Consider the following 25,078-nt stretch of genomic DNA (forward strand, 5'->3'; position numbering starts at 1 on the left):
ACTAACTTCGTAATCCTGACATGTCCGGCCCGCACGGTGCCCCAATCACCGGGCCGGTCGTTGGCCCGGTGCCGTCTTCAGAGGCGGCACCGGGTTTTTATGTGTGGTTAACATATTTCCATCACGATCGAGTCTTTGCTTGACTATGGTTCGTCGCATGAGTTGCGGCGAACGTAAGTGCCAGCTTACAGGAGCACCGATATGGCACGGACCGACACGCTCGATCGCAGAGAAACGGGCGACAAGAAGACGGCGAACAAGCCAGACGCACTGGAAACACGTTATGGGGCCATCGGCTGCGCCGCGGTGAAGGCCGCAAGCCTGCTTTCGCGCCGCGATGACGGCCTCAAGAGCAAGGGCTTCGCGTCACAGACGAAGCGCAAGCCCTGAGCCTAGCGCATGCCGGCGAGAAGGCTCGCTGCGAGCGCCCACATGACGATGCCGATGACGGTATCGAGAATGCGCCACGCAGACGGCCGAGCAAAGAGAGGCGCCAGGAAGCGTGCGCCGTAGCCGAGTGCGAAGAACCACGCGAATGATGCCGCCATGGCCCCGGCCGCGAACCATCGACGGTCATCGACGTCGTACCGCGCCGAATACGAGCCAACGAGCACGACCGTATCGAGATAGACATGCGGGTTGAGGAATGTGAAGGCGAGGCACGCCATGATGGCCGCCATCAGGTCCGACCCATCGCCCTGCCTCGCTTCAAGCGCTTTCGGACGCAGTACGCGGCGAAAGGCAATGGCGCCGTAGGCCAGAAGAAACCCGGCGCCGGCCACAGTGACGATCGGCAACAGCGTATCGGATCGGGCAACGAGCGTTCCGAGGCCGGCGACGCCGGCGGCGATCAAAAGCGCATCGGAGAGCGAGCAGATCAGGCAGAGAACGAAGACGTGCCGACGCAAAAGACCCTGGCGCAGTATGAATGCGTTCTGCGCTCCGATGGCGATGATGAGCCCCGCCCCGAGAAAGAAGCCCGCCACGGCAGGGTTCGCGAAAAATGACATGGAACGATCAGGCCTTCGGGTTCAAAGCAGCGAGAGCTGTTCGCCCGGCGGCGAAGGCTCGGCTGCGGCCTCGTCATCGTCGCACCGCGCCTGAAGGTCCGGATTGTCGTTGGCCACCTTGTTGACCGCCTGGGAAACCGGCACCCGTTCGAAGAAATCGTCGTCTGCGGGGCCGAGCAGGTCGGCGACATCGCGCGGCTCGCTGTCCTTGCAATCGAGCCAACGGGAAAAGGCGTCGGGAGCGATGACCACCGGCATCCGATCGTGGATTGGTGCAAGGGTCGCGTTCGCCCGCGTGGTCAGCACAGCCGCGGTGTCGATTTCCGAACCGTCCGCGCCGAGATAGGTTTCCAGGAGCCCCGCAAATGCGACGATGCCACCTTGCCGCGGGCGGATCCAGAAGGGTCGGGCGCCGCTGCGCCCCTTGTCGCTTCGCCGCCATTCGTAGAATCCACTTGCAGGCACGAGGATGCGGCGGTGGCGCATTGCCGCGCGAAACGCTGCCTTTTCATGGGCGGTCTCGCTGCGGGCATTGAAAAGGAGCGGCAGCTTGGAGGGATCCTTCGCCCAACCGGGAATGAGGCCCCAGCGCGCAAGCATCAACTCGCGCATCGGACGATTGCTGCCGGGCGGCAGGTTCTGACGCGCCCTGACGATGAGGATCGGCTGCGTCGGCGCAATATTGTAGCGCGGCGGGAAGTCCTCGGCCTCCATGACGCCGAAGACTTCTCGCAATTCCTCCGGCATGGCCGTCAATGCAAAACGTCCGCACATCGCGGTTTGATCTCACCACCGACCGATGGCGTCAAGCACATTGCCAGGCAGGCCGGAGGGCTGTAGGCGAAGCCTCATCGCTTCACAACGAGCGGAGTCATGTGCCAGCAGCCACGAAAAGCGGTATCCGCAATCGTCGTCGACCAGGAACGCGTGCTCCTCGTCAAGCGGGCGAACCACCCTGCCCGCGATCTCTACGCATTTCCTGGCGGCCGGGTCGATGTGGACGAAGCACCAGCAGCGGCAGCATTGCGCGAACTTGCCGAAGAGACGGGTCTCATCGGCGGCGCGGCGCGCCCCTATCGCGACTACGATCTGATCGACCGCGACGAGAGCGGGAGGGTGCTGTCCCATTTCCTTCTCACCGTCTTCCGCGTCTCGCTCGACCCCGCCTCACCGGTGCAGCCTGTGGCAGCGGACGACGCGGCGGAAGCGGGATGGTTCACCCGGGACGAAGCGCTGGCCTTGCCGATGCCTGACAGTGTCGCCGAATGCATACGGGAAATTCTCGCGCAAACCGGAACGACATCTTAGCGGCGCGCCGGAAAGATGCTACGCCGGGCCCGAAGGACGACCACGGCGCCGCAACAGAATGCGCGGCCGACATACCAGCCAAGGCCAATGACCAAGCGATCCATTGCACGTTCCATCATGCGAACAGGATTGAGCGCAGCGTTGTTCGCCGCCGCACTGAACGGCATGTGCGCCGCACAGGAGGCAGAGAGCGATGCCGATGATCCGGCAAGCGCGGAGAGCGAGACGGAAAGCACTGCGCCTGAGCCTGCGCCGACGGCTCCTTACGACGACCGCCTGATTCGCCTCTCCGAGATCGTCGGCTCGGTGCATTACCTGCGCGAGCTGTGCAATGCTCAGTCAGACCGGCAGTGGCGCGAATTGATGCGCGATCTGATCGAGGCGGAAGCGCCGGAACCCGACCGCCGGGCACGGCTCACCGCAGCATTCAACCGCGGATATCGTTCCTTTGCCTCGGTCTATACCGACTGCACGCCAGCAGCGACTGCTGCAGAAGCCCGATATCGTAGCGAAGGCGCAACACTTGCGTCGGAAATCATCGCCAGGTTCGGAAATTAGGGGGTTGTTAACCCCTTTCGCCGCGCGGACGTCCCGTTTTGAGATGAACCGTGTTAGTGCTGTTAAGAAACTCGCAAGGAGTGGATTGCGCCATATGAGCATAGGCATGGAACATCGCCTCAACGAAATCGACGAGATGATCGTGCACGAGAAGATGCAGGTCGCGCTGGAACATCAGAGCGACGCCTGGGCCGATGGCGTGGCTGACGGCATCGAACCTGAGATCCTCGCGGACGCGGCTCTTGCCACAGCGATGCGTGAAACGGTTCGCCTTTTTGGCGAAGACGGCGCTGAAGCCTTGGTCGAACAGCTCAAAGAGCGCATCCTGTCGGGCGAATTCTCACCGCTTCGTTCCGTGCAGTAGGACGTTCGCCCCACGCGATCCGCCGGAACGGCGCATCGGAATCATGAGCGCCAGCGAGGGACACATGGCAGCTTTGATTCGAGACGGGCGGCTCATCGGCGCCGTTCTTGCCTCATTGGCGCTTGGTGTCACGGTCACTCATGCCGGTGAGGATGCCCTTGCGCCCGGCAAGGAGCCCGCCATCCTCGCACTGAGCGATCTCAACGCCTTCGATCCCGACTCAGCCCAGGACGCCAGTCCGGAAACGCCGGCGATTCCCGATCCAGAACCGTTGCTCCAGACCGGCGAGCCCGATGCGCCGGATGGAGAAGCAGAGGGCGCCAGCCAGCCGGAAACGGACGGCGCAGTCGCAATCCTTTACGACACAGACATCCTGCCCGAGCCGGCCGCACGCATGCGCACCCTCATCATGGAGGCGGCCGCCACGGGTGACCTGGAGGCGCTGCGCCCCCTCATCGGAATCGGGCCGGAAGCAACGCGTCTGACGATCGGCGGTCTTAATGACGATCCGATCGACTTTCTGCGCGCCTCATCAGGCGACGAGGGCGGGCAGGAAATCCTCGCCATATTGCTCGACGTTCTCGACGCCGGTTTTGTCCTCGTCGAGCGCGAGGGCGAAACGCCCGTCTATCTCTGGCCCTATTTCTTCGCCGTTCCGCTGGAAGAGCTGACGGACCCTCAGAAGGTAGAGCTCATGCGGATCGTGACAGCCGGTGACTATGCCGAAATGCAGGTCTATGGCGGCTATAATTTCTACCGGATCGGCATCACGGCCGAAGGCGCTTGGTCCTATTTCGTGGCGGGCCACTGAGGAGCGCCCTGGCTTGCGGGCGGCAGGTCGAAACGCTACCTGTGGCGGCGAAGCCAATCTCAGCGGAGCATCCCATGCCAAGCGTCGCATTGAACGACAGGGCTGTCGTTCGGATTTGCGGGCCCGAAGCCGGGCGTCTTTTGCAGGACGTGCTGACCCCCGATCTCGACAAGCTCGCCATGAATGAAGCGGTCGGCGGTGCGCTCCTAACGCCGCAAGGCAAGATCATGTTCGATTTTGTCATCGCCCGGGATGGCTCGGACGGGTTCCTGATCGATCTCGATCGCGCCATCCGGGATGATTTCATCAAGAGGATGATGCTCTATCGCTTGCGGGCGAAAGTCGAGATCGCGGCCGCTTCCGACATCGCCGTTTCGGCTGCGTGGGACGAAGCGTCACCGGCGCAAGCTCATCGCGACCGGCGTTTTCGCAGCGGCGCGGATGTCTATCGCGTCTATGGTCCGAACGCTTCCGATCCGCAGGATATGCTGGCCTATGATGCGCTTCGAATATCCGCAGGCGTAGCCGAATCCGGCAGGGACTACGCCCTTTCCGATATATTCCCGCACGATGTCCTGATGGATCTCAATGGCGGCGTGTCGTTCCGCAAGGGTTGTTTCGTCGGGCAGGAAGTCGTCTCCCGCATGCAGCACCGCGGAACCGCGCGCCGGCGTCTGGTGCAGGTGGCCGCCGATGAACCGCTGCCTGCGGCGGGAACGGCTGTTTCAGCCGATGGAAAACAGCTTGGGGTGCTCGGCACGGTCGTCGAGCGAAGCGGACTTGCGATCGTTCGCACCGACCGCGTCGCTGCCGCTCTCGAGCGCGAGGATGAAATTTCGGTCGATGGCTTGGCAGTTAAGCTGATGCTGCCCGAATGGACCGGCCTTGGCTTCCTCTCCGCAACAGAAGAGGCCTGACTTGGCGGTGCGTTCCGGCGCCCCGCCGCGCGCCTGGCAGCGCATGCTGTCAGGCCGGCGCCTCGATCTGCTTGATCCGTCACCTCTCGATATCGAGATCGCCGACATTGCGCACGGCCTTGCCCGCGTGCCTCGGTGGAACGGTCAGACGCTTGGCGACCACGCTTTCTCGGTTGCCCAGCATGTTCTTCTTGTCGAAAAAATCGCGGGGATGATCGAGCCTGACCTGTCGGCCGAGACGCGCCTGATCGTCCTGCTCCACGATGCGCCGGAATACGTGATCGGCGACATGATCTCGCCATTCAAGGCGGTGATCGGCGGCGATTACAAGGCGATCGAGAAGCGCCTGGAGGCTGCGATCCACATGCGCTTTGCCTTGCCGGCCATTCCGCCGCGTGCCGCCAAGGCGCTTACCAAGAAGGCCGACACGATCGCCGCCTATTTCGAAGCGACGCGGCTGGCAGGTTTTTCGGAAGGCGAGGCGCGGCGCTATTTCGGGCAGCCGCGCATGATCGATCCTGATACGCTCGATCTTCACGCAGTCGCCACGGCCGAGGCGCAGGCCCGGCTGCTTGCCCGCTTCGATGCGCTGGAGCGCGATCGGACCGCCGCTTCACGGAGATTTCCGCCATGAGCTTCATCGTGGTCGCACCGCTCAGCCGCATCGGCGAAGTGGCTGCCAGATACGGCGCTGGCAACATGATCAGCCTTCTTGGCGAGGGGCACGCTTTCCACCGACCGGGCCGGGTGCCTGCCGACCGCCATCTGCACATCGGCGTCAACGACATCGACAAGGCGATGAGCGGCCTGGTGCTTGCGCAGGAAGACCATGTGCGCGCAATCGTCGAATTCGCGCGGCGCTGGGACCGGGGTACTCCGCTGCTGGTTCATTGCTGGATGGGTATCTCGCGATCGCCGGCCGCAGCCCTCATCGCGGCCCTCGCCTGCAATCCGGAACAGGACGACGCCGCGCTGGCGCAACGACTGAGGAGGGCTGCGCCGGCTGCGACCCCCAATTCCCGGCTGATCGCCATTGGAGACGAGGCACTGGGACGCGGCGGAGCACTTGTGGCGGGTGTTGCCGCCATCGGCCGCGGAGCGGATGCTATGGAAGGCGAGCCATTCCGCTTCGATATCGCAGCGGGCGACCAGTGATGAAGGCTGACGCGGTGACCATCGCCATAGGGCTCAATGCGGCGATCATCGCGATTTCCGGCCTGACACCGCGTGTCCTGATCGTCGACGAACCAGGCAATGGATCAAAGAGCGATTCGTTACCGCTCGGCCCTTTCGACCCGCAGGTTCATCGCACGTTCGAAATGGGGCTGCGCGCATCTGTCGCCGATCAGACCGGCCTCGACCTCGGGTATGTCGAGCAACTCTATACATTCGGCGATCGCGGCCGGCATGAACGCAGAGACGATGCCGGATTGCATATCGTCTCCGTGGGCTATCTCGCCCTCACACGCATAGAGAGCGAGGCAGATACAGGGGGGCGAGGCTGGACGGACTGGTACCGGTACCTGCCATGGGAGGATTGGCGGCCGGGCCGACCGGCGCTGCTCGATCGGACGATCCTGCCGCGTCTTGCCGCATGGGTGAATGGACCACCTGCTGCCGGCAAGGCGCCATCGGCGCTCAGCCGTCGTTCAAGGGTTCGCCTGGCCTTCGGTCTCGACGACTTTCCCTGGGATGAGGAACGTGTGCTGGAGCGATACGAACTGCTTTATGAAGCCGGACTGGTCGAGGAGGCCGTTGCGGACGGACGCATCGTGCAGACGTCCCTCCCCCAGCCGCTCGGCCGCAGCATGGCATTCGACCACCGCCGCATTCTGGCAACGGCCGTTTCGCGGCTGCGAGGCAAAATCAAGTATCGACCGGTGATCTTCGAGCTGATGCCGCCGCGGTTCACGTTGACGGAGTTGCAGGCGACCGTCGAGGCGATTTCGGGCCGTCATGTGCACAAGCAGAACTTCCGGCGGCTCGTCGAAGGCGCGGAACTGGTCGAGCCGACGGGCGAAAGCAGCGCGCGCACCGGCGGCCGGCCGGCGGCGCTCTACCGATTCCGCCGCGCGATCCTCGAGGAGCGGCCGGCGCCCGGTCTCAAGCTCGGCGGGCGAAACGTCTGAGATCGTTTTCGACTGAACGGGACCGATCAGGAAAGGCTCAGCTGCCAGGACACGCCGAAGCGGTCGTTGAGCCAAGCGTATTTGCGCGCAAAGGGATAGGTGTCGAGCGGCATCAGAACCAAGCCACCCTCGCCCAGCATCGAAAATGCGCGATCGAGCTCGGCCTCCTGATCGAAATGAACGAACAGCGACGTTGCGGGCGTGAAGGTGAAATCGTGCACGGGCGGACTGTCGATCACCATGACCTCCAGGCCGTTCAAGATTATCCGGGCCTTGACGACCTTGCCCTCACCGGCTCCTTCACCGGGACCGTAATGCGATATCTCTGCGATCCGGCCCTCAGGGAAGACGGCGAGATAGTGGTCGATCGCCGCCTGCGCATCACCCTGGAACATGAGAAACGGATTCATCGTCGATGGCATGGCACGTCCCTCATCGTGGCTGCTTGGCAAAGCCCTTGCCCAGGATTTCGCCCGTGGGCCGGCCCGTCGGCGAGCCGCCATCCTGTTCGATCGTGATCTCATAGAGCTGATCGGCCTGTGGAGCGGGCAGTTGCGGCCCATCGTCCAGGATCATCGTCTCCGGTTCCTCGATCAGCCCGAGCGAGACGGGGCCCGTCTCCTCGTCAGGCAAGGTCCAGAGCTGCATCGTCTGCCCAGCCGGCACGGTCACATCCACAAGAGGCGTTACCCGTGTGCTGCGGTCGCCGAAATCCTCGACGATGACCAAGGGTTCGCCCGCCTCATCGACAAGAACGGCGATGACGGCTGCGGAAGGCGTTGTTGATGGCATGCGCAACAATCCGACAGCCAGGACCAGCGAAGCTGCTATGCCGGCCAACGCCGCCCACCGCCAGCGCCGAACCGCGTTGTCGTTCGCCGCAGTCACGGTTCTTGCGCCGCTCGCGCTGGGCAAGGGCGGCCCGTCATCGACGCGCTCAGCCGCCGCCGTCTCGATGTTTTCCCAAAGATGCGGCGACGGCGTCACCGGCTCGGCCGTCAGGTCCAGCTCGTGGAACCTGTCGCGCGCATTATCCACGGCCCGGCGCAAATCATCATCGTGCAAAAGGGCATCTTCGACCTGCGCACGTTCCTGCGCGTCGAGAAGGCCAAGAGCATACTCATCAGCCAGTTCCAACAAGTTTTGCCCGTCCATGGGGGTGGTGGTGCTGGTCATCCCATGCACTCCCGCAATGCCGAAAGTCCTCGGCGAACCCAGGCTTTCGCCGTGCCGAGCGGCACGTTCATTCTTCCGGCGATCTCGCCATGGGTATAGCCGGACATATAGGCCATCAAGAGACTTCGCCGCTTGGCCTCATCCAATTGCTGAAGGCACTGCCTCAGGCGGCTCGTTGCGTCCAGTCGGTCCAGGACCCGGTCGTCGTGGAGATTGGCCGTCTCGCTCAAGCGCGTCAGATCCGCTTCGTCAGCCAGATCCTCGCGCCGCCCATCGCGCAGTACGTTCAATGCACGGTTGCGAACGACCGCATAAATCCAGCCGCGCGCCGATCCGCGATCGGCGGAGTATTGATCGGCCTTTCGCCATATCTGGATAAAGGCATCCTGAACGACTTCTTCAGCGACATCGCGGCGGCGCAGGATCCGCTCGGCGACTGCGATCAGGCGCCCTGCTTCGGCTTCGAACAGTGCCTTCAGCGCCGCACGATCCCCATTTGCACAGCGCGAAAGCGCCTCCGCATGATCCAGCATCAATTCACCATCCAGAGGTCGAGTTGCTTCGCGGCACAGCATCGATGCCACCTCTCGGTTCAGTTGGCACATCACATGCGGTCCCGTCCAGCATCACCGTGGAGATGCGCGCGACGATCCGCCGTTCCGGCAGTGCCGTTGCCAGGAATACACAAGGCTCACCGGTGTGGACGCAGTCGGAGAATTTTTTTTGCAAAGGGTGCATCCATCCGCATCCGCCGCGTGTCGTAGCCATGAAGACGTGCGGGCAAAGACCCTTGTCTTCATCCGTTTCACAGGGAGAACCACCATGACAAGTCTGAAACGTGCACTGATCACCTCGACCTTCATCTTCGCTGCAGGCGGCGCCGCGCTGGCCGCGCCGGTCGTCGGCCTGACCGGCGACAAGACTCTGGTGATGTTCGATACCGAGGGGCTTGAGGTCACCGGTACGATGGACGTCACAGGCGTCGACAGCCTCGTCGGAATCGACTTGCGCCCGGCCGACAACACCCTTATCGGCGTCACGCCGGAAAGCGTCGTCGTTTCAATCGATCCCGAAACGGGCGAAGCGACCGAGCTTTCGACGATGGACACCCCGCTTGAAATCGGTGACGGGCCCGTTGTCGTCGACTTCAACCCGATGGCCGACCGCCTGCGTTACATGACGGGCACCACCAACCACCGCGTCAACGTCGATACCGGCGAAGTCACCGTGGACGGGGAACTCGCCTTCGAGGAAGCCGACATGCATGCCGGTGAGGCACCGAATATCGTCGCCGCCGCTTACATCAACTCGTTCGGCACGCCTGAAGAGACGGCCATGTACGACATCGATGCGACTATTGGCGGGCTGATCCAGCAGACGTCGCCCAATGATGGAACGCTGGCCGCAATCGGCAAGCTCGGCATCGAGGACGGCGGCACCAACCATGCCTTCGACGTGCAGACCACAGAAGACGGCACCAACACCGCGTGGCTCGCGACCGGTGGCATGCTCTACACCGTGGACCTGGAAACGGGCGCCGCAACGGAAGCCGGAGAAATTTCCGGTCTCGAAGGCGAACTCGTCGACCTGACGGTTCTCCCTGCGATGTGATTCGCAAACCAGAGATGAAGCCGGCCCTGCGCCGGCTTCATTCGCCTCAAGCCTCTATCGAAATATCCAGACCAATATCGAGGGTCGGCGCCGCCATCGTGATCTTCGATGTCGAGATATAGTCGACACCCGTCTCGGCAATAGCCCGCACCGTGTCGAAATCGACATTCCCCGAGGCTTCCAGTCGGCAGAATGAACCCGCATCGCGGTTCATTTGCACCGCTTTGCCAAGGCTTTGCGTCGACATGTTGTCAAGAAGAATCACGTCGGGCTTTGCCGCAAGCGCCTCTCCGAGTTGGTCGAGTGTATCGACCTCGACCTCCACCGCCACCAGATGTCCGGCTGCCGCCCGCGCCTTTTCGATCGCTCTGGCGACGCCCCCGGCTATGGCGATGTGGTTGTCCTTGATCAGGATCGCATCGTCGAGTCCGAAGCGGTGGTTGGATCCGCCGCCAATGCGCACAGCGTATTTCTGAAACACCCGCATGCCGGGTATGGTCTTGCGGGTGCAGCAAATCCTTGCACCGGTTCCTGCAATCTGTGCGGCGAAACGCGCGGTATGACTGGCAACACCGGACAGATGCATAAGGTAATTCAGCGCGGTCCGCTCGGCTGAAAGGATTGCCTGCGCCGGACCGGCGACGCGCGCCAGTTCTGCGCCTGGTGCAAGTATCTTGCCATCGCCAAAGGCGCTCTCGATCCTGATCGTCGGATCCATCAACTGAAACGCCATCCGCGCCATCGGCATGCCGCAAAGAAAGCCGTCCTGCCGGCTTACGATGCGGGCGGTGGCTTGCGCGCCGGGGTCGATCGTCGCTGCCGATGTGATGTCGCCGGCCCGGCCGAGATCTTCCAGCAAGGCTGCACGCACGGCCCCCTCGACCATGATCGACGGCAATTGGGGAAGCGGAGGTCTGTCGGTCATCATGTCCTATCCAGCGATGTCGCGAATGACCGCGTCCGCATCTTGAAGCGTGAGGTAGCTACGGCTCGGGCGGCCAGGCGCCGTCTCGGGAAAATCGGATCGGTAGTGGCTGCCCCGGCTTTCTTCCCGCTTCAGCGCAGCGACGGCGATCAGCTTGGCGGTTGCCACGATGTTGGCGAAGCGAAGCCGGTTGCCGGCGGCCTGGAGTTCGGCGATTTCGCGGATGGCCGCGACAAGCGCCCCACGCTCGCGAACGACGCCGACCTTGTCGGACATGATGGCACGCAGGCGCTTCAGCGGCGGGCTGTCCTCGATTGTGAAGACATCGTCACTCTCCTCCGACAACCCACCCCAATCGTTGAGCTTCGGCGTCGGCAGCAGGCCCTGGATGTCCTCGGCGATCCTGGCCGCAAAGACGACTGCCTCGAGCAGGGAATTGGAGGCGAGCCGGTTGGCGCCGTGCGCGCCCGTCGAGGTGACCTCGCCGGCCGCCCACAACCCGTCGAGCGACGTCCTGCCCTGCGCGTCCGTCAGGATGCCGCCCATGTGGTAATGGACGGCGGGAACCACGGGAATGGGATCGTGGACGGGGTCGATGCCCGCTTCCTTGCAATAGCCGTAGACCGTGGGAAAAATCTCCGGAAAGCGAGCGCCAACCGCCCGTGTGCAGTCGAGAAAAGCGCCCTTGCCCGATTGCACCTGACGGAAAATTCCGCGTGCCACGATATCGCGCGGTGCAAGCTCACCATCTGGATGAAGGTCGAGCATGAAACGATGGCCATCGCGATCGACAAGCGTTGCACCATCACCTCGCAGCGCCTCGGTCGCCAGCGGCGCGGGGTCACGTCCGACGTCGATGGCTGTCGGATGAAATTGCACGAATTCCGCATCGGCGATCACCGCGCCGGCGCGTGCGGCCATGCCCATGCCGCCCCCCCTCGCCTCGAATGGGTTCGTCGTCACTCTGTAAAGGTGGCCGATGCCGCCCGTGCAAAGAACGACCGCGCGGGCCGGAAAGGTGACGCGCTGGGTGGCACGACCGGCATCCGGACGTGCCACGACGCCTGCGATGTAGCGCCCCTCCGACACCAGATCCTCAACGACGTAGCCTTCCATGACGCGAATGGACGGCGTTTGGCGCACTGCCGCGATAAGGGCTTCCATGATCGCGCGGCCCGCCATGTCGCCACGTACCCGGACCACGCGCCGCGTCGAGTGGGCCGCTTCACGGGAGAGCGCGAGCCGCCCTTCCAGATCGCGATCGAAGGGCACGCCATAGGCCAGCAGGTCGTCGATCCGCGCCGGGCCTTCCTCCACCATCATGCGTGCGATGCGTTCGTCGACAAGGCCGGCGCCGGCAGCCAACGTGTCTGAGAGATGGCTTTCGGCCGTGTCGCCCTCGCTCACCGCCGCCGCTATGCCGCCTTGCGCCCAGGCAGATGAGGCGCCCTGACCGATCGGCGCAGCCGCGAGAACGGTAACGGGCCTCGGGCTCAGCTTCAGCGCGCAGAAAAGCCCTGCCAACCCGCCGCCGACGATGACGACGTCGTCAATGCCCGTCCAGGATACCGGCGGAAACGTGCTGGAATTCATTGCCTCATCCTCGGCCGCTGGTCGGCCCCACATGGAAAATCGCCAGTGCCGGCGCTAGATTGCATGAAAGGACAGCAACGATGCCAACACAATGGACCAAGCCATGCCCCACGGCACACAACGCCGCATATTCCCGAGCTTGACGATCGCAGGGGGCGCCATCGTCGCGTCGCTGCTTCTTGCCAGCGGCGTCGAACCGGCCGGCGCGCAATGCACCTCGCGATTGCAGACGGGTGTCGGATCGAGCGCCGTGGCCCTTGCCCAACGCTGCGGCACCACCGTTGGCGATCTTCGCCGTGCCAATCCGGGCCGCGACCTCGACAGGCCGGGACTGCTCAACATTCCCGGAGGCAGGACCTCCGCTGTTCCGAACACGCTCAACAACGAGATCGCGCCGCGCCCGCCACGCATTCGTGCCACACGGCAAAAGCCGATCGTCAGCCAGGGCGGTCGTCCGGCGCCGACCATGCGGCAGGAGACCGGGGGCGCTCTTTACCGCATCCAGCGCGGCGACACGCTCGGCGCGATCGCACGCTCGCGCGGCCTTGCCCTGCAATCGCTGCTCCAGGCCAACCCCGGCGTCGTGCCCAATCGTCTGTCGGTCGGACAGACAATTCGCGTTCCGGCTAGCTGAGGCGAAAGACCGGCCGCCCCTGGCGACGCGCGCGCCGCCGGACCTTGGCCCAAAAAGGATCGAGAGGGGGCGCAACGGCCGCTACTGCGACAGGGCGACCATGCGCTCGACGGCAAGCCGGGCGCGCGATGCAATGGCTGGATCGACAAGCACTTCTTCGCGCATTTCCAAGAGGCTATCCAGGATCTTGGGCAATGTGATGCGCTTCATGTGCGGACACAGGTTGCAGGGCTTCACAAAGTCGACCTCAGGAACCTCGGACTGGATGTTGGACGCCATCGAGCATTCGGTGACAAGCAGCGCGCGCGCCGGCTTTTTATCCTTGACGTAGTTGATCATTCCCGAAGTGGAGCCGGCATAGTCCGCGACCGCGATGACGTCAGGATGGCATTCGGGATGAGCGATGATCTCAATCGATGGATCGGCTTCGCGGTAGGCGTTCAGTTCCTCGGCGGTGAAGCGCTCGTGGACTTCGCAGTGCCCTTTCCAGGTCAGGATGGTCTTTTTGGTCTGCTTGGCAACGTTGAGCGCCAGGTACTCATCGGGAATGCAGAGCACCGTATCGGAAGCGAGGCTTTCAACGACTGCGACGGCGTTCGATGAGGTGCAGCAGATATCCGTCTCTGCCTTCACGTCGGCCGATGTGTTGACATAGGTGACGACCGGAACGCCGGGATAGCGCTCACGCAGCAGACGGACATCGGCGCCAGTGATCGATTCGGAAAGCGAGCAACCGGCACGCATGTCCGGGATCAGCACGGTTTTCTCGGGGTTGAGAAGCTTGGAGGTCTCCGCCATGAAATGAACGCCGCACTGGACGATGATCTCGGCATCAACCTTGGTCGCCTCCCGGGCAAGCTGAAGCGAGTCGCCGACGATGTCGGCAACGCAGTGGAAAATTTCCGGCGTCTGGTAATTGTGCGCCAAAATGACAGCGCCACGCTCGGCCTTCAACCGATTGATCGCATGAATGTAGGGCGCATGGACCGGCCATTCTATCGCGGGGATGTGGTGCTTCACGCGTTCGTAAAGATGCGCCGTCTCGCGGGCCACCGCCGGCGTATAGGACAGATCAGGACGGCTTTTCACGCCGTATCGCTCTGCCGCGTTGCGTGCTGAGTTCACTTCATTGTTGGAAGCAATTGCCGTCGCGACCATGCCGCTTCTCCCTGCGCTGCGGCCCTATTGCTCAATTTGAGCATAAGAGGGTCGAAAAGAAAGCCGACAGTGCCGACGCGCCTGATGTATGACCTCGCCGCGCCAATTGCAAGCCGACCTAAGTCGCGTTGCTGGAGGTGCAGCAATCAATTGTGTTGAACGATACATGTCAAAAAAATGGCTTCCGGGCTTCGTCCGGTTGCAGTACCAACGGCCGACAGATGCCTTTTGGCAGATCAGCCCGGCTGACGGCGGGCGCCAGCGAGGACGCGCATGAGCACCCAGTCTTCCGTTTCATCACTGCCCGCCGCCCCCCTGCCCCTGATGATCATCGTCTCGGGGTGCCTCATCGCGCTGCTCGCCTTCGGGCCGCGCTCGGTCATGGGCTTCTTCCAGTTGCCGATGCTGGCAGATACCGGGTGGGATCGCACGACCTTTGGCCTCGCAATGGCGCTGCAGAACCTTTTCTGGGGCGTCGGCCAACCATTCTTCGGCGCGATCGCCGACAAGTACGGCACCTGGCGGGTCCTTCTGCTATCGGCTCTGCTTTATTCGACGGGGCTGGTCATCATGGCTTTTGCCGACGCGCCGATCTGGCTGCATATCGGCGGTGGAATTCTCGTCGGCCTGGCGGTCGCGGCCGGATCGTTCGGCATCATCCTGGCAGCCTTCGCCCGCAACGTCGAACCGCAGCAACGTTCCTTCGCCTTCGGTCTGGGCACGGCGGCCGGTTCTGCGGGCATGTTCGTGTTCGCCCCAATCTCTCAGGGCCTCATCGTATCGCTCGGCTGGTCGGACGCGCTGGTCGTGCTGGCCGTCATCATGCTGGCAATTCCCGTTCTCGCCATCCCGCTGCGCGGCAATGCCGCGAGCGGCAGCCAGAAGCAGACCGATGTCGAGCAGACCATCCGAGCCGCCCTCTCGGAAGCGCTGGGACACCGCAGCTATCTTCTTTTGACGGCCGGCTTTTTCGTGTGCGGATTCCAGGTCGCTTTCATCACGGCGCATTTCCCCGCATATATCGGCGACATCGGCATCGATGCGACCTATGCCGTGACGGCCATCGCGCTGATTGGGTTCTTCAACATCATCGGCTCGCTTGCCGCCGGCATCATCGGGCAGCGCTATTCCAAGCCAGCCTTCCTCGCCCTGATTTACATCGGGCGCTCGATCGCGGTCACCGCATTCCTGCTCCTGCCGCAAAGCGGTTTTTCCGTGGTCGTCTTCTCGATCGTGATGGGGCTTTTGTGGCTGTCCACCGTCCCGCCGACCAACGGACTGGTCGCGATCATGTTCGGTACGCGCTATCTCGGCATGCTGGGTGGGATCGTTTTCTTTTCACACCAGATCGGCTCGTTTCTCGGCGTCTGGCTCGGCGGCTTTCTCTACGACCGGCTGGGCACCTATGACCCCGTCTGGTGGCTCGGCGTGGCGCTCGGCCTTTTCGCCGCCCTCGTTCACTGGCCGATCGAGGAGCGCGCCGTCGTTCGCGACGTCGTGCAACCGGCGGAATAGGCTTCAGCCTTTTTGCTGCGCCAGGCCTTCTGCCAGGAAGGTCTGCAGCAGCGCGCCGACATCCGCCTCCACGACCTCCTCGGGAACGTCGGCAAAGGCGCCTGCGACGATTGTGCGAATGGTCGCCTCATCCATATCATTCTCAAGCAGGTTCCACAGGCCGAGGCCCAAGGTGTTGAGATGATGGATCTTGTCATTTCGCTGGTCGACGAGAAAGGCGCTGTCGCCGACCACGCGGACCGCGACCTCGTCGACACGCCGATATACTGGCATATCCGTTGCAGGCGTCGGCCAATCGAAACCGGACGCCGATGCCGATTGCCGGCGCGGATCACTCCGGGCCAAAATCTCGGTCGCTGGCCAGGTGGAGAAGCCTTCCTCCAGCCGTGCTTGCGCATCCGATATGTCTGAATAGACCAGCCGATAGACGGCAAGATGTGCCAGCAGGTCCAGATAGGCATCGAGCATGCACTGCGCCGGAACCTCGCTCGTGTCCTGCACAAGCAACCGCGTCAACCCATCTTCAAGAGCCACAGGTTCGAGACGGGCCGCGCATGGCTGGTCGGACCGTTCCAGCAGAACGATGGCACCGATCGACGCTTTCTCTCCATGCTGGACGCTCCGTCCCTTCGTTGCCGAGAGAAACGCATAGTAGCCATCAGTGACCTCGGTATGGGATTCGACATACCGCTTCAGCCGCTCAGGCGCGCCATCCGGCAACGGCAATCGGATACGCGGCAGACAGCCTGACGCCACGCCATCTCCAGTTTTCAGATCGATCGGCAGAAGATCATCGCTGAACACCCGCCGACCATCAGCGGCACACGCGCTGACCAGTGTCGATTTGCCGGCGCGATTCGTCGCGGGAAAGACGACCAGGCGGCCGCCGAACTCTACCGCTGCCGCATGCAGATTGCCGATTGATTGCACGTTGCGGACAAAAGCGGCCATCAATTCCACGATGATCGTGCAGATCGCGCTCGTCGTGCTCGGCTCACTTCGGGTCTCGCCGGACGGTTGGCGCCGAACGATCACATGGTCCGGGGTCCCTGAAACGGTGAGGAACGGTTGATCGAAGGGCATGTCGGCGGGATCAACCTGCGGCCAGCCTACCAGGACGGTGCGCAAGTCATCGGCAATGCGGCTGACATCGGGATCGATGCCGATGGGAGCCGGCAATCCGCGAAAGCAACAAAGTTGCATCGTTCCGTTGTCCTTCCGATCTCGTCCCCAAGTCATGCGGGGAGCGCCGCACAGCCGCGCTCCCCTTGCCGTTACATGCTCCGTCTTTGATCAGCGGCGCAATACGTCGCCCATGGCGTTGCCCATGCTGCGGCCGAAGCTGCCGAGCGTCTGTGGGCCGCGTCCACCGGAGCCGCCGCCCCAGCCGCCTCGCCCGCCCGAACCGCGGTTGCCGCCGCCGAAACCGCCACGTCCGCCCGAGCCGCCATTCGAGCCGCCGCCGCCGAAACCGCCGCGTCCACCAGAACCGCCGTTCGAGCCGCCGCCACCGAAGCCGCCGCCATTGGAGCCACCGCCGCCAAAACCGCCGCCATTCGAACCGCCGCCGCCGAAGCCGCCAGAGCCGCCGCCGCCGTTGGAGCCACCACCGCCGCCCGATCCACCGCCGCCGGACCCGGAGGCGCGTGCCTGGCGGATGGTGAGCAGAGTGGGTGCGGTGTAGGCCGCCGCCGCGGTCAGGCCGAGAATGCCGAGCATTTTGCGCCGGCTGACAGTCTTCTCCACGGCACCCGACGCATGGTCGGCACTGTTGTGTCTGTTCTTCTTATCCGACATACTGTTCTCCTTCGTTCTCAACGTATTTTGCCTGTCGTGGCACCGGCCCCGCCCTTGGAAAGTCGGGCTGGTGTCGCCGCGGCATGGACTGACGAACGCGAGCGCACGCGACTTATTCCCGCGTAGCGGCAATAAAGCAGGAGGCTCTCTCCCAAGCTTTTGAAAATGCTATGGTAAAATTTTGAGGTCGCTGCCGCGCGGCCGACGAAGATCAGCGGGTGAGATTGTCGATCGGAAAGATCGCGCATGTCTCCGTCCCGTGCGCCAGCAGCTTGCCATTGGCGTCGCGCAGGAACGCCTCGGACGTCGCGATCGTCCGGCCGCGATGAACGAGATTGCCCTCACAGGTAACCTCGCCCATGTCGGCGAAGAGCGGACGGGTGAGATTCACCTTGAACTCCACGGTCGTGTACCCCTCGCCCGGTGCCAGCGTCGTCATGATGCAGCAGGCGAGCGCGGAATCCATGATCGTCGCCGTCCACCCTCCGTGCACCGCACCGAGCGGATTGAGATGCTCCGCATTGGGGTTGCCTGAAAAGACAACTCTTCCCTCATCGACCTCGCTCAGGGCAAAATCCAGGGTTTCGGCAATCGGCGGGTTGGGAAGCTCACCGGCAAGGATGGCACGCAGGACGTTCAGTCCTCCCTCCCTTGCCACGACCGACAATGGAATGGTGCCGTAATGCAGCGTACGGCGTCTTGCAGTGGTTGCACCCGATGTCATGGAGCGGCCTTTTCGGTCGGGGACACGGGATGTGTCCCGGTCGTTTCATCAGCGAACTTTTGCCGAGCCTTGAGCGCGGCCGCGACGAAGCCGTCACGCGCGGTGGGGCGGGTCAGACCCCGCGGACCATAGATATCGCGGTCGAAGAAATATGCGGTCATGCGGAAAGCGGCTGCGAGCTCTTGCGCATCGGCAGCCTCGGCCCTGCCGCGAAGCAGAAACGGTGGCAGCGCGAAGAGGCGATCGGACCAGGGTGCGCCGACATGGTCCACCACGGCCCGTCCCGTCTTTGGCGAAACATAGGCCAGCCGATCGCGCGCGCCCGTGACGGCACACGCCGCCAGATCAAGGCCGAAGCCCAGTTCATCGAGCATGGCCAGCTCGAATCGCACGAAAAGCTCGCCGGCCTCGTGCGGTGCATGGAGGCTCTCCAGAATGATGTCCATGGCCTCGAACAGTCGCTGATGGGGATCGCGCTCGGGCAGGAGACGCAAGAGAGCCGCCATGGCCTGCACGCCGTAGACGGATGTCGCGTTCTCCATCAGACGGGCAGCGCGCAAAGCCAGCGGCTCGACCTGGTACATGCCGAGATGTTCGTCGAGACGGGCGCGCCACGTCACTTCGACGACATTGCCCGGCTGAAGCACCGGCTGCATACGGCGCGAGCGCCCGCCGCGCACGAGGCCAAGATGGCGGCCATGGCCGTGAGTCATCACCTCGGCGATGACGCTGGTCTCTCCATGGCGTCTGACGCCGAGCACGATGCCGCGATCGATCCATTCCATCGCGCCACGCTCGCGCCGTCAGCCGGGAAATTCAAGTCCCATTTCGCGGTAGCGCTCAGGATCGTCGCCCCAGTTGCCGCGCACCTTGACGAAGAGGAACAGATGAACCTTCTGCTCCAGAATATCGCCGATCTCCTTGCGCGCCGCCTGGCCGATTGCCTTGACCGTCTCGCCGCCCTTGCCGAGAACGATCTTCTTCTGGCTGTCGCGCTCGACATAGATCACCTGCTCGATGCGCACGCTGCCGTCTTTCTTCTCCTCCCAGCGCTCCGTCTCGACATGGGAGGAATAGGGAAGTTCCTGGTGGAGACGCAGATAGAGCTTCTCGCGCGTGATCTCGGCGGCGAGCTGGCGCATTGGAAGATCCGAAATCTGATCTTCCGGGTAGTACCAGGGGCCATTGGGAAGTGCAGCGGCGAGATGGGCCATCAGGTCGTCACATCCCGAGCCGTTGAGCGCCGAGATCATGAATGTCCTGTCGAAGGTGACGGTCTCGTTGGCCCTGGCCGTCAACTCCAGAAGCTTTTCACGCTTCACCTGATCGATCTTGTTCAGCACCAGGACCTTGGGCTGGTGCACGTTTGGCAGGCCGGCGAGGATCGATTCCGCGTCACCCACCAGGCCGCGTTCGGCATCGAGGATGAAGAGCACGACGTCGGCGTCCCTGGCGCCGCCCCAGGCACTCGTGACCATTGCGCGATCGAGCCGGCGCTTGGGCTTGAAGATGCCGGGCGTGTCGATGAAGACGATCTGGGTCCGTCCTTCAATCGCAATGCCGCGAACGATCGCCCTGGTCGTCTGTACCTTGTGGCTGACGATCGACACCTTGGCTCCAACCAGGCGGTTGACCAGCGTCGACTTGCCGGCATTCGGCGCGCCGAGAAGCGCGACGAAACCGGAACGTGTATCGGTCGATGCGGCCTCTTCCGTGGAAGGGCCGGGCTGCATGTCGCTGTCGCTCATCTTCGTCCTATTCGGCGGTTTCGGAGGGCCACACGCCCTCACGCTTCAGCATCTTCGTCGCCGCTTCCTGCTCTGCCGTGCGCTTGGAGCGGCTGATCCCGGTCTCGGGTTCAAGATCTTCGATCTCGACCCGCACCGTGAACTGCGGATCGTGGTCCGGGCCGCTGCGGTCGAGGACCCGGTAACTTGGCGTCACGCCGGAGCGGGCATGCGCCCACTCCTGAAGCTCGGTCTTGGCGTCACGCCGCGCCGCATGCTGGTCGCGGGCGCGCGTCGACCAGTTGCGCGTAATGAAGCCGCGTGCAGCCTCAAGTCCGCCGTCGAGATAGATCGCGGCGATCAGGGCTTCCATCACGTCTGCGCGCACGCTCGCCATACGCTTTCCGGTCACGGACTTGATATCGCTGCCGGTGCGGATGAACTCATGCATGCCGAGATCGTCGGCGACAGCGGCGCATGTCTGCGCGCTGACCAGTTGGTTGAGCCGCACCGAAAGCTCGCCTTCGCTGGCCGACTTGAAGTCGTTAAACAGCATCTGCGCGATGCAGAGGCCAAGCACGCGATCGCCGAGAAATTCCAGCCGCTCGTAGTTGCCGCCGCGGGCGTTGTGCGAGCTGGAATGAGTCAGCGCCCGCACGACGCGATCGCGGTTGGCGAAGACATGGCCGATCCTCTCCGACAGCCGGTCGATATCCTTGTCCGAGAGCGGTCGGGCGCGGGTCATTGCTGTGCAGACTGGAATAGGCGGTCAAATCGCAGGTTTGTCGGCCATTTCCAAAGTTCCAGCGGCGATGTGCCTGCATCCATCGAGAAGAAGATGATGTTGGCGCGGCCGACGAAATTCTCGAGCGGAACGAACCCGACTTCAAAACGGCTGTCGGCCGAATTGTCGCGGTTGTCCCCCATCATGAAATAGTGCCCCTCCGGCACCTGGAATTCCTGCGTGTTGTCGCCCGGCGAATTGGACGAGAGATCGAGCGTGTTGTAGCTGACGCCGTTCGGCAGGGTCTCGCGGTAGAGCGGCACGGGCTGGCCGCGATCATATTGACCTTCGGGCTGATAGGTACCGACTTCTTCCCGCTCCACGGCATCTCCGTTGATATAGAGAATGCCATCGCGCATCTGCACGGTATCACCCGGCAGGCCGATCACACGCTTGATATAGTCAAGGTCCGGGTTCGGCGGATAGCGGAAGACAGCCACGTCCCCGCGCTCGGGCTCTGCCGCCCAGATCCGGCCTTCGAACAGATCGGGAGAGAGCGGTATGGAATATTTCGAGTAGCCGTAGGAGAACTTGGACACGAACAGGTAGTCGCCGACGAGCAGCGTCGGCATCATCGAGCCGGACGGAATGCTGAAAGGCTGGAAGAGGACAGTGCGGATGACCAGTGCCAAGAGCAGTGCCTGGACAATGACCTTGATGTTCTCGCCAAGGGCGCCGGATTTCTGCTTCTTGCTGGTATCAGACACGCTCATCGGTTCCTCTAGAATGGACTGTCGCCGCGGCACCTCTTTAGACCGTTCGCCCAATGGCGGCAACAAAGCCATGACCGCCATCACGCGACGGTGTTCTGGCCCTTTCGCGGCAGCGCTTCAATGATGACGAACGCCTGGGCGAGCGGAAAATCGTCGGTGATCGTCAGGTGGACGACACAGTCATGGTCGACCGGCGCGATCTTTTCCAAGCGGCGTGCCGCACCACCCGTCAGACGCATGGTCGGCTTGCCGCCCGGCAGATTGACCACGCCCATGTCACGCCAGTGCACGCCCGCAGCCAGACCGGTTCCCAATGCCTTCGAACACGCCTCCTTGGCCGCGAAGCGCTTGGCGTAGGATGCGGCACGTTCCTTGCGGCGATCGGACTTTGCCTGTTCCACCTCGGTGAAGCATCGGCTGACGAAGCGTTCGCCAAAGCGTGCGAGGGTCTTTTCGATCCTGCGGATATCGATGAGGTCGCTGCCGATGCCGATGATCATGAATGTCTTTTCAATGCTTCTCGCCGCCGACGGTCGCAGCGCCGGCCGGAAGGGCGCCGTTGCGCCGTCGCGCTCCATCGGCCAGAAGGCGACGACGACGGTCCTGAAAACGCTGAACTGCCCAATAGGTCAGGACGTAGAAGAACAGGGCCGAAATCAGGCCGGGCGCCAGGCAGCCGACAAGCATCGGCTGGATGACGGGCGTCCAGAGTTGATTGAAATCGATATCGCGGATCAGTTGAACGAGGTCGATATGAACCGGCGGCAAATCCTTGCCCCGATCGAGGATCCAATGGCCGAGCTTGAAGGTGCCGGCCCAGATGAATGGGAACGTCAAGGGATTGCCGACAGCCGTACCGATCCCGGCGGCGATCATGTTGCCGGCGACCACATAGGCGATAGCGAAGGACAGAACGAAGTGAAAGCCGATAAGCGGGGTCCAGGACGCAAACACACCGGCAGCGACCCCGGCGGCGATCGCATGGGGCGTGGCGCGCAGCCGCAGAACACGTTTGGCAAAATACTGAATCGAACGCGAGAATGAGCGCTGCGGCCAAATGAACAGCCGGAAGCGTTCCCAAAGTCCCAATTTCTTGCGTCTGCGAAACAGCATGAAGCTGACGTGACCCTGATCTTCGCGTTATGCGACGGCCGCGATATCTGGCCGTCTCTCATTGCATTACCTAAAGATGGAAACCGTTACCCAACCGTGCAAATCCGATCTTTTTTGGGACGCGCGATCGCAATTTCGACGCCTGCCCCTCATTCGTAGAGGCGCGTTGCCGTGGAAACACAGGCACACTCCTTCAACTGCATGAGCAACTGATTGAGCTGCTTGAGATCCCAGACCTCGATTTCCATCATCAACTCGGTGATGTCCGAGGCGATGCGCAAAGTCGACAGAGCGCGGATATTGGCATCGCGCTGAGCGATAACGTCGGTCATCTCCGCAAGCGACCCCGGCTCGTTGAGCGCATTGACCAGAATGCGGACCGGAAAACGGGTCTTCGTCGCCTCGTCGATGTCCCATCGGATGTCGATCCAGCGTTCGGGCTGGTCGTCGAAGCGTGTCAGGATCGGCGATTGAATCGGATAGATCGTGATGCCCGCGCCCGGCTCCATGATACCGACGATCCGGTCACCCGGAACGGCGCCGGCCGGCGCGAAGGAGACGATTGCGTTCTGGTCCACGCCACGGATGGGAAGCGCGTCGTCGGGCTCACCCACCCCGCCCTTGCCGGCGCCGTTGGTCTTGCGGGCGATTCGGGATTTGACCTTGTCCTTCTTGCCGAGCCCCGGCATGCGGAAAATGACACCGGCAGCGCTGCGCAGATTGAACCAGCCCTCGTCGGCAGCCGCCTTCGACATCGGCGCGCGCTCATCGGCGTGCTCGGGGTGAATGGCTTTCAGAACGTCCTGTGAGGAAAGCTCGCCGCGGCCGACGCTGGCGATCGCATCCTCCACGTCCTTCTGACCGACCCGATGCAGCACCGGCCTGAAGAGTTCGCGCGAGAACGTCTTGCCGGCCCGCGTGAAGGCCCGCTCCAGGATGCGGAAACCGAGCCCGGCATACTGTTTTCGAACCGCGGCGCGCGTGGCACGGCGGATCGCGGCACGCGCCTTGCCAGTGACGACGACCTCTTCCCAGGCCGGCGGGGGAACCTGCACGCCGGACCGTATGATCTCGACCTCATCGCCGTTGTTGAGGCGCGTCACCAGCGGCATGATCCGGCCGTTGATCTTGCAGCCGACGCAGGTATCGCCGACGTCGGTATGGACGGCATAGGCAAAATCGATCGGCGTTGCCCCGCGCGGCAGGGCGATAAGGCGCCCCTTGGGCGTGAAGCAGAAGACCTGATCCTGAAAGAGCTCCAGCTTGGTGTGCTCCAGGAACTCTTCCGGATTGTCGCCTTCCGACAGCTGCTCGATCGTGTGACGCAACCAGGAATAGGCGCGGCTGTCTCGCGAGAGCAGGTCCTCTCCACCCTTCAGATCATCCTTGTAGAGCGCGTGCGCGGCCACGCCGTATTCGGCGATCTCGTGCATGCGGGCGGTGCGGATCTGCAGTTCGATGCGTTGGCGCGAAGGACCGACGATCGTGGTATGGATCGACCGATAATCGTTCTGTTTCGGTGTCGATATGTAATCCTTGAACCGGCCCGGCACGACGGACCAACGCGTGTGGACGATGCCGAGAGCCTGATAGCAGGCGGCGATGTCCTCCACGATGATGCGAAATCCATAGATGTCGGAAAGCTGTTCGAAGGACAGCGACTTGGACTGCATCTTGCGGAAGACCGAATAGGGCTTCTTTTGACGTCCCTTCACCTTCGCTTCCAGTTTGTGGTTTGCGAAGAGTGCGGAAAAATCCTGTTCGATCGTGCGGATCAGGTCACGGTTCTTGGCCGAAAGATCTGCAAGCCGCTTGGTGACCGTGTCGTGCGCCTCGGGGTTGATGTAGCGAAAGGCGAGTTCCTCAAGCTCGTCGCGCATGTCCTGCATGCCCATGCGCCCGGCCAGCGGGGCATAGATGTCCATCGTCTCCTCGGCGATGCGCGCGCGTTTTTCCGGCGGGACATGGCCAAGCGTTCGCATGTTGTGCAGACGATCGGCCAGCTTGACGAGCAAGACGCGGACATCGTCCGAGATAGCAAGCAACAGCTTGCGCAGATTCTCGGCCTGTTTCGCTCGCTTGGACACAAGATCGAGCTTCTTGATCTTGGTGAGGCCCTCGACCAGGGCGCCGATGTCCTGACCGAAAAGGTCATCGATCTCGTCGCGCGTCGCGCTGGTGTCCTCGATGGTATCGTGCAGCAGCGCGACCGCGATCGTCGCCTCGTCGAGCCGCATGTCCGTCAGGATCGCGGCGACTTCGAGCGGATGGGAAATATAGGGATCGCCACTCGCCCGCTTCTGCTTGCCGTGCTTCTGCATGGCGTAGACGTAAGCCTTGTTGAGCAAGGCCTCGTTCACGTCGGGCTTGTACCGTTGCACGCGCTCCACGAGCTCGTACTGGCGCATCATCTCAGAAACGCTCTCCGCTCAAACGAAACGTGCGCCGGATAGAACGACCGGCGCACGAGAAATCAAATCGACAACGTGGGCAGGCGGCAGCGACAGCCGC

Annotated in this window: 30 protein-coding genes; 12 read left to right on the plus strand and 18 right to left on the minus strand. The window is 62.9% G+C overall.

Going from position 1 to position 25,078, the window contains the following annotated elements; translation table 11 throughout:
- Window positions 1–201 precede the first annotated feature (201 nt).
- On the plus strand, window positions 202–390 hold the full coding sequence (locus CN673_RS11105) for a hypothetical protein (RefSeq protein WP_099866330.1): 189 nt from the start codon (window positions 202–204) through the stop codon (window positions 388–390).
- Window positions 391–392: 2 nt separating this feature from the next.
- Here the strand turns inward: CN673_RS11105 and CN673_RS11110 are convergent, their stop codons facing one another.
- Both CN673_RS11110 and CN673_RS11115 read right to left on the minus strand, forming a co-directional pair.
- Complete coding sequence (locus CN673_RS11110; protein ID WP_099866331.1) at window positions 393–1,010, minus strand: LysE/ArgO family amino acid transporter; 618 nt, start codon at window positions 1,008–1,010, stop codon at window positions 393–395.
- A gap of 21 nt (window positions 1,011–1,031) precedes the next feature.
- The gene (locus tag CN673_RS11115; protein WP_099866332.1) at window positions 1,032–1,784 is read right to left on the minus strand and encodes an SOS response-associated peptidase; all 753 of its coding nucleotides are present in this window, start codon (window positions 1,782–1,784) and stop codon (window positions 1,032–1,034) included.
- A gap of 99 nt (window positions 1,785–1,883) precedes the next feature.
- On the opposite strand from CN673_RS11115, the gene CN673_RS11120 reads away from it, so the two are divergent.
- The 8 genes from CN673_RS11120 (at window position 1,884) to CN673_RS11155 (ending at window position 7,097) form a co-directional block, all read left to right on the plus strand.
- Window positions 1,884–2,318 (plus strand): NUDIX domain-containing protein, encoded by a 435-nt coding sequence (locus CN673_RS11120; RefSeq protein WP_099866333.1) that lies wholly within the window; start codon window positions 1,884–1,886, stop codon window positions 2,316–2,318.
- Between the two features lie 165 nt (window positions 2,319–2,483).
- Window positions 2,484–2,876 carry a TIGR02301 family protein gene (locus CN673_RS11125; protein WP_370853034.1) on the plus strand — a complete coding sequence of 131 codons (393 nt, stop codon included), beginning with the start codon at window positions 2,484–2,486 and terminating at the stop codon, window positions 2,874–2,876.
- A 106-nt stretch (window positions 2,877–2,982) separates the two neighbouring features.
- Window positions 2,983–3,240 (plus strand): hypothetical protein, encoded by a 258-nt coding sequence (locus CN673_RS11130; protein ID WP_099866335.1) that lies wholly within the window; start codon window positions 2,983–2,985, stop codon window positions 3,238–3,240.
- A gap of 64 nt (window positions 3,241–3,304) precedes the next feature.
- Window positions 3,305–4,051 (plus strand): hypothetical protein, encoded by a 747-nt coding sequence (locus CN673_RS11135; protein ID WP_099866336.1) that lies wholly within the window; start codon window positions 3,305–3,307, stop codon window positions 4,049–4,051.
- 74 nt (window positions 4,052–4,125) lie between these two features.
- The gene (gene ygfZ, locus CN673_RS11140; RefSeq protein ID WP_099866337.1) at window positions 4,126–4,968 is read left to right on the plus strand and encodes a CAF17-like 4Fe-4S cluster assembly/insertion protein YgfZ; all 843 of its coding nucleotides are present in this window, start codon (window positions 4,126–4,128) and stop codon (window positions 4,966–4,968) included.
- A gap of 43 nt (window positions 4,969–5,011) precedes the next feature.
- On the plus strand, window positions 5,012–5,602 hold the full coding sequence (locus CN673_RS11145) for an HD domain-containing protein (RefSeq protein ID WP_099866470.1): 591 nt from the start codon (window positions 5,012–5,014) through the stop codon (window positions 5,600–5,602).
- Window positions 5,599–6,123, plus strand: coding sequence for a tyrosine phosphatase family protein (locus tag CN673_RS11150; RefSeq protein ID WP_099866338.1), 525 nt, complete (start codon window positions 5,599–5,601; stop codon window positions 6,121–6,123). The genes CN673_RS11145 and CN673_RS11150 overlap by 4 nt, the downstream gene beginning before the upstream one ends.
- Window positions 6,123–7,097, plus strand: coding sequence for an NUDIX hydrolase (locus CN673_RS11155; RefSeq protein ID WP_099866339.1), 975 nt, complete (start codon window positions 6,123–6,125; stop codon window positions 7,095–7,097). The genes CN673_RS11150 and CN673_RS11155 overlap by 1 nt, the downstream gene beginning before the upstream one ends.
- 26 nt (window positions 7,098–7,123) lie before the next feature.
- On the opposite strand, the gene CN673_RS11160 is transcribed toward CN673_RS11155, so the two are convergent.
- Genes CN673_RS11160 through CN673_RS11170 form a run of 3 tightly spaced genes read right to left on the minus strand, consistent with a single transcriptional unit; the run spans window position 7,124 to window position 8,806 of the window.
- Window positions 7,124–7,519: a VOC family protein gene (locus CN673_RS11160; RefSeq protein ID WP_099866340.1), complete on the minus strand. Its 396-nt coding sequence runs from the start codon at window positions 7,517–7,519 to the stop codon at window positions 7,124–7,126.
- A 10-nt stretch (window positions 7,520–7,529) separates the two neighbouring features.
- Complete coding sequence (locus tag CN673_RS11165; RefSeq protein WP_245409865.1) at window positions 7,530–8,273, minus strand: anti-sigma factor; 744 nt, start codon at window positions 8,271–8,273, stop codon at window positions 7,530–7,532.
- Window positions 8,270–8,806, minus strand: coding sequence for a sigma-70 family RNA polymerase sigma factor (locus CN673_RS11170; protein ID WP_099866342.1), 537 nt, complete (start codon window positions 8,804–8,806; stop codon window positions 8,270–8,272). The genes CN673_RS11165 and CN673_RS11170 overlap by 4 nt, the downstream gene beginning before the upstream one ends.
- A gap of 289 nt (window positions 8,807–9,095) precedes the next feature.
- On the opposite strand from CN673_RS11170, the gene CN673_RS11175 reads away from it, so the two are divergent.
- Complete coding sequence (locus CN673_RS11175; protein WP_099866343.1) at window positions 9,096–9,884, plus strand: DUF4394 domain-containing protein; 789 nt, start codon at window positions 9,096–9,098, stop codon at window positions 9,882–9,884.
- A 46-nt stretch (window positions 9,885–9,930) separates the two neighbouring features.
- Here CN673_RS11175 and nadC read toward each other — a convergent pair whose 3' ends face one another.
- Both nadC and CN673_RS11185 read right to left on the minus strand, forming a co-directional pair.
- Entirely contained in the window at window positions 9,931–10,809 is an 879-nt protein-coding gene (nadC, locus tag CN673_RS11180; RefSeq protein ID WP_370853028.1) for a carboxylating nicotinate-nucleotide diphosphorylase, read from the minus strand.
- 6 nt (window positions 10,810–10,815) lie between these two features.
- On the minus strand, window positions 10,816–12,402 hold the full coding sequence (locus CN673_RS11185; RefSeq protein ID WP_099866471.1) for an L-aspartate oxidase: 1,587 nt from the start codon (window positions 12,400–12,402) through the stop codon (window positions 10,816–10,818).
- A gap of 103 nt (window positions 12,403–12,505) precedes the next feature.
- On the opposite strand from CN673_RS11185, the gene CN673_RS11190 reads away from it, so the two are divergent.
- On the plus strand, window positions 12,506–13,036 hold the full coding sequence (locus CN673_RS11190; protein WP_157928874.1) for a LysM peptidoglycan-binding domain-containing protein: 531 nt from the start codon (window positions 12,506–12,508) through the stop codon (window positions 13,034–13,036).
- Window positions 13,037–13,117: 81 nt separating this feature from the next.
- Here CN673_RS11190 and nadA read toward each other — a convergent pair whose 3' ends face one another.
- Window positions 13,118–14,194, minus strand: a complete 1,077-nt coding sequence (nadA, locus tag CN673_RS11195) for a quinolinate synthase NadA (RefSeq protein WP_099866346.1) — start codon at window positions 14,192–14,194, stop codon at window positions 13,118–13,120.
- Between the two features lie 273 nt (window positions 14,195–14,467).
- Between nadA and CN673_RS11200 the strand changes: the two genes are divergently transcribed.
- Window positions 14,468–15,709: an MFS transporter gene (locus tag CN673_RS11200; protein WP_099866347.1), complete on the plus strand. Its 1,242-nt coding sequence runs from the start codon at window positions 14,468–14,470 to the stop codon at window positions 15,707–15,709.
- Between the two features lie 3 nt (window positions 15,710–15,712).
- Here CN673_RS11200 and CN673_RS11205 read toward each other — a convergent pair whose 3' ends face one another.
- The 10 genes from CN673_RS11205 to CN673_RS11250 form a co-directional block, all read right to left on the minus strand.
- Complete coding sequence (locus tag CN673_RS11205) at window positions 15,713–16,912, minus strand: PqqD family peptide modification chaperone (protein ID WP_157928875.1); 1,200 nt, start codon at window positions 16,910–16,912, stop codon at window positions 15,713–15,715.
- A 90-nt stretch (window positions 16,913–17,002) separates the two neighbouring features.
- Window positions 17,003–17,506, minus strand: coding sequence for a hypothetical protein (locus CN673_RS20900; RefSeq protein ID WP_157928876.1), 504 nt, complete (start codon window positions 17,504–17,506; stop codon window positions 17,003–17,005).
- Between the two features lie 211 nt (window positions 17,507–17,717).
- Entirely contained in the window at window positions 17,718–18,230 is a 513-nt protein-coding gene (locus CN673_RS11215; protein WP_099866349.1) for a PaaI family thioesterase, read from the minus strand.
- Window positions 18,227–19,015 carry a DNA repair protein RecO gene (gene recO, locus CN673_RS11220; protein ID WP_099866350.1) on the minus strand — a complete coding sequence of 263 codons (789 nt, stop codon included), beginning with the start codon at window positions 19,013–19,015 and terminating at the stop codon, window positions 18,227–18,229. The genes CN673_RS11215 and recO overlap by 4 nt, the downstream gene beginning before the upstream one ends.
- Before the next feature lie 18 nt (window positions 19,016–19,033).
- A complete protein-coding gene (gene era / locus CN673_RS11225; RefSeq protein ID WP_099866472.1) occupies window positions 19,034–19,963 on the minus strand; it encodes a GTPase Era in 930 nt (309 codons plus the stop codon).
- A 22-nt stretch (window positions 19,964–19,985) separates the two neighbouring features.
- On the minus strand, window positions 19,986–20,702 hold the full coding sequence (rnc, locus tag CN673_RS11230) for a ribonuclease III (protein WP_099866351.1): 717 nt from the start codon (window positions 20,700–20,702) through the stop codon (window positions 19,986–19,988).
- Entirely contained in the window at window positions 20,699–21,454 is a 756-nt protein-coding gene (gene lepB, locus CN673_RS11235) for a signal peptidase I (protein WP_099866352.1), read from the minus strand. The genes rnc and lepB overlap by 4 nt, the downstream gene beginning before the upstream one ends.
- An 80-nt stretch (window positions 21,455–21,534) precedes the next feature.
- Complete coding sequence (gene acpS / locus CN673_RS11240; RefSeq protein ID WP_099866473.1) at window positions 21,535–21,954, minus strand: holo-ACP synthase; 420 nt, start codon at window positions 21,952–21,954, stop codon at window positions 21,535–21,537.
- Window positions 21,955–21,964: 10 nt separating this feature from the next.
- Entirely contained in the window at window positions 21,965–22,567 is a 603-nt protein-coding gene (locus tag CN673_RS11245) for a DUF2062 domain-containing protein (RefSeq protein WP_099866353.1), read from the minus strand.
- 149 nt (window positions 22,568–22,716) lie between these two features.
- Window positions 22,717–24,978 carry a RelA/SpoT family protein gene (locus CN673_RS11250; RefSeq protein ID WP_099866354.1) on the minus strand — a complete coding sequence of 754 codons (2,262 nt, stop codon included), beginning with the start codon at window positions 24,976–24,978 and terminating at the stop codon, window positions 22,717–22,719.
- Window positions 24,979–25,078: the final 100 nt, after the last annotated feature.

The organism is Neopararhizobium haloflavum, assembly GCF_002750855.1.
GTDB classification, from domain to species: Bacteria; Pseudomonadota; Alphaproteobacteria; order Rhizobiales; family Rhizobiaceae; genus Georhizobium; species Georhizobium haloflavum.

Bases quoted from the DNA above. Each gene is read 5' to 3' on its own strand.
- CN673_RS11105 (WP_099866330.1), top strand. From the start codon at position 202: ATGGCACGGACCGACACGCTCGATCGCAGAGAAACGGGCGACAAGAAG.
- CN673_RS11110 (WP_099866331.1), bottom strand. From the start codon at position 1,010: ATGTCATTTTTCGCGAACCCTGCCGTGGCGGGCTTCTTTCTCGGGGCG.
- CN673_RS11115 (WP_099866332.1), bottom strand. From the start codon at position 1,784: ATGTGCGGACGTTTTGCATTGACGGCCATGCCGGAGGAATTGCGAGAA.
- CN673_RS11120 (WP_099866333.1), top strand. From the start codon at position 1,884: ATGTGCCAGCAGCCACGAAAAGCGGTATCCGCAATCGTCGTCGACCAG.
- CN673_RS11125 (WP_370853034.1), top strand. From the start codon at position 2,484: ATGTGCGCCGCACAGGAGGCAGAGAGCGATGCCGATGATCCGGCAAGC.
- CN673_RS11130 (WP_099866335.1), top strand. From the start codon at position 2,983: ATGGAACATCGCCTCAACGAAATCGACGAGATGATCGTGCACGAGAAG.
- CN673_RS11135 (WP_099866336.1), top strand. From the start codon at position 3,305: ATGGCAGCTTTGATTCGAGACGGGCGGCTCATCGGCGCCGTTCTTGCC.
- ygfZ (WP_099866337.1), top strand. From the start codon at position 4,126: ATGCCAAGCGTCGCATTGAACGACAGGGCTGTCGTTCGGATTTGCGGG.
- CN673_RS11145 (WP_099866470.1), top strand. From the start codon at position 5,012: ATGCTGTCAGGCCGGCGCCTCGATCTGCTTGATCCGTCACCTCTCGAT.
- CN673_RS11150 (WP_099866338.1), top strand. From the start codon at position 5,599: ATGAGCTTCATCGTGGTCGCACCGCTCAGCCGCATCGGCGAAGTGGCT.
- CN673_RS11155 (WP_099866339.1), top strand. From the start codon at position 6,123: ATGAAGGCTGACGCGGTGACCATCGCCATAGGGCTCAATGCGGCGATC.
- CN673_RS11160 (WP_099866340.1), bottom strand. From the start codon at position 7,519: ATGCCATCGACGATGAATCCGTTTCTCATGTTCCAGGGTGATGCGCAG.
- CN673_RS11165 (WP_245409865.1), bottom strand. From the start codon at position 8,273: ATGACCAGCACCACCACCCCCATGGACGGGCAAAACTTGTTGGAACTG.
- CN673_RS11170 (WP_099866342.1), bottom strand. From the start codon at position 8,806: ATGCTGGATCATGCGGAGGCGCTTTCGCGCTGTGCAAATGGGGATCGT.
- CN673_RS11175 (WP_099866343.1), top strand. From the start codon at position 9,096: ATGACAAGTCTGAAACGTGCACTGATCACCTCGACCTTCATCTTCGCT.
- nadC (WP_370853028.1), bottom strand. From the start codon at position 10,809: ATGACCGACAGACCTCCGCTTCCCCAATTGCCGTCGATCATGGTCGAG.
- CN673_RS11185 (WP_099866471.1), bottom strand. From the start codon at position 12,402: ATGAATTCCAGCACGTTTCCGCCGGTATCCTGGACGGGCATTGACGAC.
- CN673_RS11190 (WP_157928874.1), top strand. From the start codon at position 12,506: ATGCCCCACGGCACACAACGCCGCATATTCCCGAGCTTGACGATCGCA.
- nadA (WP_099866346.1), bottom strand. From the start codon at position 14,194: ATGGTCGCGACGGCAATTGCTTCCAACAATGAAGTGAACTCAGCACGC.
- CN673_RS11200 (WP_099866347.1), top strand. From the start codon at position 14,468: ATGAGCACCCAGTCTTCCGTTTCATCACTGCCCGCCGCCCCCCTGCCC.
- CN673_RS11205 (WP_157928875.1), bottom strand. From the start codon at position 16,912: ATGCAACTTTGTTGCTTTCGCGGATTGCCGGCTCCCATCGGCATCGAT.
- CN673_RS20900 (WP_157928876.1), bottom strand. From the start codon at position 17,506: ATGTCGGATAAGAAGAACAGACACAACAGTGCCGACCATGCGTCGGGT.
- CN673_RS11215 (WP_099866349.1), bottom strand. From the start codon at position 18,230: ATGACATCGGGTGCAACCACTGCAAGACGCCGTACGCTGCATTACGGC.
- recO (WP_099866350.1), bottom strand. From the start codon at position 19,015: ATGGAATGGATCGATCGCGGCATCGTGCTCGGCGTCAGACGCCATGGA.
- era (WP_099866472.1), bottom strand. From the start codon at position 19,963: ATGCAGCCCGGCCCTTCCACGGAAGAGGCCGCATCGACCGATACACGT.
- rnc (WP_099866351.1), bottom strand. From the start codon at position 20,702: ATGACCCGCGCCCGACCGCTCTCGGACAAGGATATCGACCGGCTGTCG.
- lepB (WP_099866352.1), bottom strand. From the start codon at position 21,454: ATGAGCGTGTCTGATACCAGCAAGAAGCAGAAATCCGGCGCCCTTGGC.
- acpS (WP_099866473.1), bottom strand. From the start codon at position 21,954: ATGATCATCGGCATCGGCAGCGACCTCATCGATATCCGCAGGATCGAA.
- CN673_RS11245 (WP_099866353.1), bottom strand. From the start codon at position 22,567: ATGCTGTTTCGCAGACGCAAGAAATTGGGACTTTGGGAACGCTTCCGG.
- CN673_RS11250 (WP_099866354.1), bottom strand. From the start codon at position 24,978: ATGATGCGCCAGTACGAGCTCGTGGAGCGCGTGCAACGGTACAAGCCC.